Raw genomic sequence first — 6,000 nt, 5'->3', positions numbered from 1 at the left:
TGGGAGATTAAATCTGCCTTTGGCAAACCTGAGACATCCGAGACATATTCTTCTTCCGTACCACGTCATTTTTCAAAGTCCAATAAGACGTTCGCAAAGTATTCGGTCAAAAGTTACTATGAGTATCAATTAAAAAATCTATCCGTGGAAGTGTGCTTTGATAAACAAGATAACGTGAAGTTTATCACTGTAAGTAAGCGATAATATAAAGCGGTTCGTCGGAAGGTCTCATCATGGGATCTTCCGTTTGTCTGATAACTGATATAGCACGTAAAACGCGTTGCCTTTATACGTGTGTGCTCAGTACGAATAGCTGAGTAAGGAAAATAAGGCTAAAGAAATTACATTGATGGAGGAGAACGATCATATGCTTTACGTCATCATCGGAATCATCATTCTAGCGATTATCTTAAGACTGACAGGACCAGTGGGATGCGGCTGTTTCGTATTTCTTATAGTCGGCGGCTTCATCCTTTGGCGAATCGGCTTGTTGGGATTCGTCATCCGCATGATTAGTGGATTCGTACGTTGGTTGATCAGAAAAATCGTCTATTACTATTATAAGTTTTTTGGCGAAGAAAGCAGTGCGCTCGATTTGACACGTGAATTGATTTTCGCCAGCTTTTAATTAATAGGTAAATATATGCTCATAGCAGGTGGCGTAGGAATATGTCACCTGCTATTTCGTGTTCAGAAACAAGTATTCATTTTTAATGAATTCACCTTCTTGATGTAATAAAATTTCGAAATGGTGGAAATGAACAATTTGATTTTTTTATCAACCTAGAAATAAAAAGTTTTTAAAGGGATAATATGTAAAATATTAACCTTAAATGTATATACAATGGCGTTTCATTCTCCTATTCTATTCATAGCATCATCATTATGGGTAGGAATACCTATCATCAGGAGGAAACGAAATGCCATTATCATTCCATCGGTCCATGACACAGGTCGCATTGGCGGCCACACTATTTTCCATCATTCCGACTCCCGTACTATCGGTACAGGCAGCGACGCAGCAATCGGTCAAACAAAAAACAGTGGGTAAGATGCTGAAGCTTAGCTCACTGACACGGATTGACCAACAGTCCTTACAAATCGGGAAGAAGACCTATCAGCTCTCAAAAGCACAAGCGACATTCTTCCAAAAGAATAAACATATATTAAAACAAGCACGCCTAGCATTTACCTACGACACAAAAGGACGTGTGTTACGACTACATACGATTGAATTGAACACTTCCGGAAAACCATCCAAATCAAGCAAGAAACTGGAACGCAATCTTGTGTTGGAAGGACTTCAAACGACGCTGACAGGAAATCTAATCATCAACGCGGATTACGTAACGGTTCGTAACATCAAGGCGGTCGAAGTGAACGTATCGGATCGAGCTAAGACGCTCGTAAAAATGACCGGCGTTCAATCGACGCGTCTGCTTCACGGCAGCAAGACGAACAGGGTGACGAAACAGGCGATCACGAAACCGAAGCTGGAACTCGATCAAAGTACGTTTCAATCCGTTGAGTTGAATCGAAAAAATACTAACGTCCTCTTTGGTAATCAATCTCGCGTGAACACAGTCGACGTCCGAGCGAACGGTACGTTACACATCCTGAAGGGACAAAAAATCTCTCGGATCAACACACAGACGGATGTCAGTCAGTTAATACTCAACGGATCGATCGGGACGCTCGATTCCGAGTCCAAACAGTTAAGTGTTACCGGAACGACGAACATCGATCAACTGGTGACGAAGCGAAGCGATGCTACCCTTCACATGAATGTATCTGGTGACGTCAAGCAAGTGACAGCGGTCGGAGACCAGTCGAAGCTGCTGTTCGGAAAACAGATTACAGTAGAGACTCTTACTCTTGAAAAGTCAGCTCAGTATATAGGTACGAAGCCTGTGAATCGTGTGGATATCAAAGGCGGAACGGTGTTACTCGATGCCCCTGTGATGCAACTACAAACGCTCGGCGAGACGGCATTGACGTTAGGTCAAAACATCATGATTGAGAAATTGATTGCGAATGCTTCACTCCAAGTCGGTGGTGGAAAAGGGATCGGTACACTGACGCTCGCTGGTGCCATGAAAGAGTTGACGCTGAACACGCCAACGAATGCGATGCAAGTTCAGACGACAGGAGCGACGCTCTCGATTAAAGGAACGGCACCGATTGAAACCGTCACGCTCGACTCTTCTTCGGCAACAAGTATCGCGCTACCGCATATAACGAAAATTGAAGAGACGGCAACGAACAAAGGAACAATCGACACAGGAACGACGGTCGTTGATGAGGTGAAGGTCGAAGAGACACGCGTCATTCCACCGACAAAACCTCCGGTCGATCCGCCAGCACCACCTCCTGTTACGCCACCTGTCACACCTCCAAGTGGTGGTACTGGCGGTGGAGGTGTCGTCACACCGCCGAGCTTTACGAAACTCCTCAATAATTACCTAGATAGCGCAAGTAATACGCGATTCGAGATCACGGAAGATGTGACGATTGACGGGCGCAAGATGACGACCGCGAAAACGTTTTATGTACCAGAGGGTATCACATTGACACTGACGGGAAACATACGTACGGATGACGGTGAACTCACGATTCTAGGTGAGGGGACAGTGGACGTCAAAGACGCTACTTGGAACATCGAAGAGTGCAAATCCGGACTCGCATTCTCGAACACGTTGACGTGGAAGACACCGTTGTATGTCGCGGGTCACACATTGCATCAGGATAGTGATTTGACGCGACTTTATCACGCAGATAAAGTCATTGGAACAAGTGAAGAGTTAGCCGATGCCATCGCTAAACAAAATGAAACGGAACAAGCGGCACAGGACAAACTTTGGTTCATTCAAAGTGGAGACTATGCTCTGAAACCAAATAAAAATATCACTCATGGTAATCAGACTGGATACTACTTCCCGATTGTTCAAAAGGATCTTCGAATCGTAGGGGAAAAAAACACACGTCTCTATGGGGATGAATTCAGTAAGAACGGCAACTGGGCGACTCAGAATCTGGTTACAGTCATCGCGGATGGCGTCACACTCGAAAAACTCTCTTTGATGCCAAAAGTCGAAGTCAATAAAGTAATCGAAGTGCTTGGTACGGACTTTACGTTACGTGATGCGCATATCATGCCAAATACAATAGTCGACACAGATGAATTCGACCGAAATTTCGCTGGTAGTATCTATTTCAGTACGGACAAACAAACGACGACAGCGACAATCGAGAACACTCGCATTGATAAAGGGCGAATCACGACAGGAGGAGCTAGTCCGAACTTAACGCTTCGATTGCAGAATGTCGATTTAGATTATGCAGAGGCATCGGTCGAGGGAGAAGCGTATTTGCCGATAAAGAACGCTAGTGGGGCAAATATCGAGGTAAACAATCTAGACGTCACGGTATCGAACCGAAGTGCGGCGGAATTGACACCGTTACTTGCGAATCTACCAGAAGGTACACAACTTGATTTGAAAGACGGTACGTACGCCTTGGCAGAACAACTAGCAATCACGAAAGGAATGACGATCAATGGATCAGGAGCCGTCTTGGAGCCATCTGCCGCATTTAAGAAGACCGGTAGTCGCCCGCTTGATAACCTTGTCTCAATCAACGGAGTACAGGCACCTGTCCTATTGAATGGTCTGACATTCCAAAAATCGTATGCGACAGGCGTCCAAGCGTATCGTTCGTCGGACGTGACATTACAGGAGATCAAGAGTTTTGAGAACGCGGCAGCAGGACTGATCGTCAACGGATCGAAGGTGACGGCAGAAGGATTGCATACGTCAAAAAATGCTTGGTACGGTGTCAATGTCGATTCAGGTGTAAATGTGAATGAGGTCTCGGACTTTACACTGAAATCCGGTGTGCTGGAAGAAGAATACGAGGTTGTCTCAGATGTTGCCAATCAGCAAGTACGCGTCAATGTTCCAACATCGTTCAGGGAACATGCGATCGAAGGAACGACAAAGAAATACTGGTCGACTTCTCAGGACAGACGCAATGGTGTTTATGTCGTCAGTTCAAAAGAGACGAAACAATACTCGACGCCACAAGCAGCTGTGAGTGCCGCTAAAGTAGGTGATACGATTTTGATTAACGGCACGATAGCACTAAAGGAACAACTGGTCATCAACAAAGCGATCACCCTGAAAGGAGAACAGGATGGCCGCTTGATGCCAGCAGCGAATTTCAAGATCGTAAAAGCGGACGATAAGGACTACAATCCATCGAAGAACCTGATCTCCATCGAAAACGTCACAGAACCTGTCTCGATTCAGAATCTGACGATTGAGAAGTCACTTCGCTCTGGTATCCAGGCGTATCAATCAAAAGACGTGACGCTCGAGCAAGTCAAGCTCTTAAACAACACAGCAGCAGGGCTAGTCGTCAACGGATCAATCGTTACAGCAAACGGACTCGAAACGGAGGGGAATCTCTGGTACGGTGTCAACGTCGATCAAGGAACAGGTGTCACGACACCGGCGAAGTTCATTTTAAATCGAGGGAAACTATTAGAAAAATTGGCAGTCTATGCGGATAAAGGTCTAATCCAAGATAAGGTTGAAATCGATCTCAGTGAGAACGGAAACGATTACTACCGCGTGCAAGGCGAAAAGGGAGTAGCGTACTGGAATGAGCTGCCGAAAGGTGTCTATGTACAATCCATTGCTGGATCAGAACGTCAGTTGGTGAGTCATCAAACGTTGAATGAAGCTGTTTTAAAAGCAGGAGCGGGCGATACGGTCTGGCTCAATGGAGATGCGAAAGTCATGACGCAAGTTTTGATCAATAAGGCGCTAAACATCCGATCTTTCGATGGTCGAGCACAAATCATGCCGTCTGAAACATTCTTAAAGACGACGGACGTCAACAGCGAGAACTTGATCACGATCGATGCAGGAAATGGAGCCGTCCTACTTGAGAATCTGGACGTCGTGAAGTCGGCTCGAAACGGGATTAACGTCTATCGTTCTTCAAACGTCAGTCTTGAAAATGTCACGAGTCGGGACAATGAAGCAGCTGGTTTGATTGTCAACGGTTCGACGGTCAAGGGTCAGTCATTCCATACATCGGGAAACAAGTGGTACGGGGTGGGTGTAGCACCAGGCAAGGGAGTGAAAGAATCATCCATCTTTAAATTAGAGAGCGGGGATCTGGCAGAAGAATATGCGATCGTTGCGAGCCCCTCTGACACACGAAATGTGTCAGTGACAGCGGATTATACAGAACATAAAGTGGAAGGGACATCGTCGTATTGGACGAAGCGCGACGCAAAGCGACTTCCAGGATTCTATCTTGAAAACAAAAGCACTACCCGACAATTTCTGACATTACATCAAGCGGTGAATGCCGCACAAGCTGGGGACACGGTCATCGTCAATGGTCAACATCTCTTACATGAACAGCTCGTGTTGGATAAAGCGGTCACGCTTCAAGGCGAGAATCATGCACAGTTAGGACGGACAGACTCTTTCGAGTCACAAACGAATTCGGCGAAACATCTTCTATCGATCGTCAATGTGAAAGAAGCAGTTCAGGTAAAAGACATGATCATCGAAAAATCAATCGGGAGCGGTATCAATATTTATCGGTCCCAAGACGTGACGCTTACGAATGTAACAAGTCGTGATAATGACAATGCTGGTATCATCGTCAATCGATCGCGTGTAACAGCAAACAACGTCAACACATCAAAGAACGTTTGGTACGGTATCAATGTCGCGTTAGGGAGTGGAACGGATTCTGATCTTCCTGCCCAATTGATCTTTAAGAGTGGTCGACTCGAGGAAGCAGAACAAATTGTCTCTGAGGAATATGTTGAAGGAAATAGCAACGTCATCGTCGAGGCAGAAGGATTTACGAGAGAAGAGACGAAAAAAGACGATAAGACGTTTACGTATTGGACTAATCAAATGAATCTTACATCTCAGTAATGTGACTCAACTCAACTGGAAAAATGCATACTTAAAA

2 protein-coding genes are annotated in these 6,000 nt (G+C 45.4%); both read left to right on the top strand.

What is annotated here, in order from left to right:
* The first annotated feature begins 367 nt into the window (after positions 1–367).
* On the top strand, positions 368–628 hold the full coding sequence (locus B4C70_RS06130; RefSeq protein ID WP_290777600.1) for a hypothetical protein: 261 nt from the start codon (positions 368–370) through the stop codon (positions 626–628).
* A gap of 292 nt (positions 629–920) precedes the next feature.
* Complete coding sequence (locus B4C70_RS06125) at positions 921–5,963, top strand: hypothetical protein (RefSeq protein ID WP_290777597.1); 5,043 nt, start codon at positions 921–923, stop codon at positions 5,961–5,963.
* Positions 5,964–6,000: the final 37 nt, after the last annotated feature.

It is taken from the genome of Exiguobacterium sp. UBA5002 (genome assembly GCF_002396765.1).
Taxonomy (GTDB): Bacteria; Bacillota; Bacilli; order Exiguobacteriales; family Exiguobacteriaceae; genus Exiguobacterium_A.
This window is presented reverse-complemented; position numbering and strand designations above follow the sequence as displayed.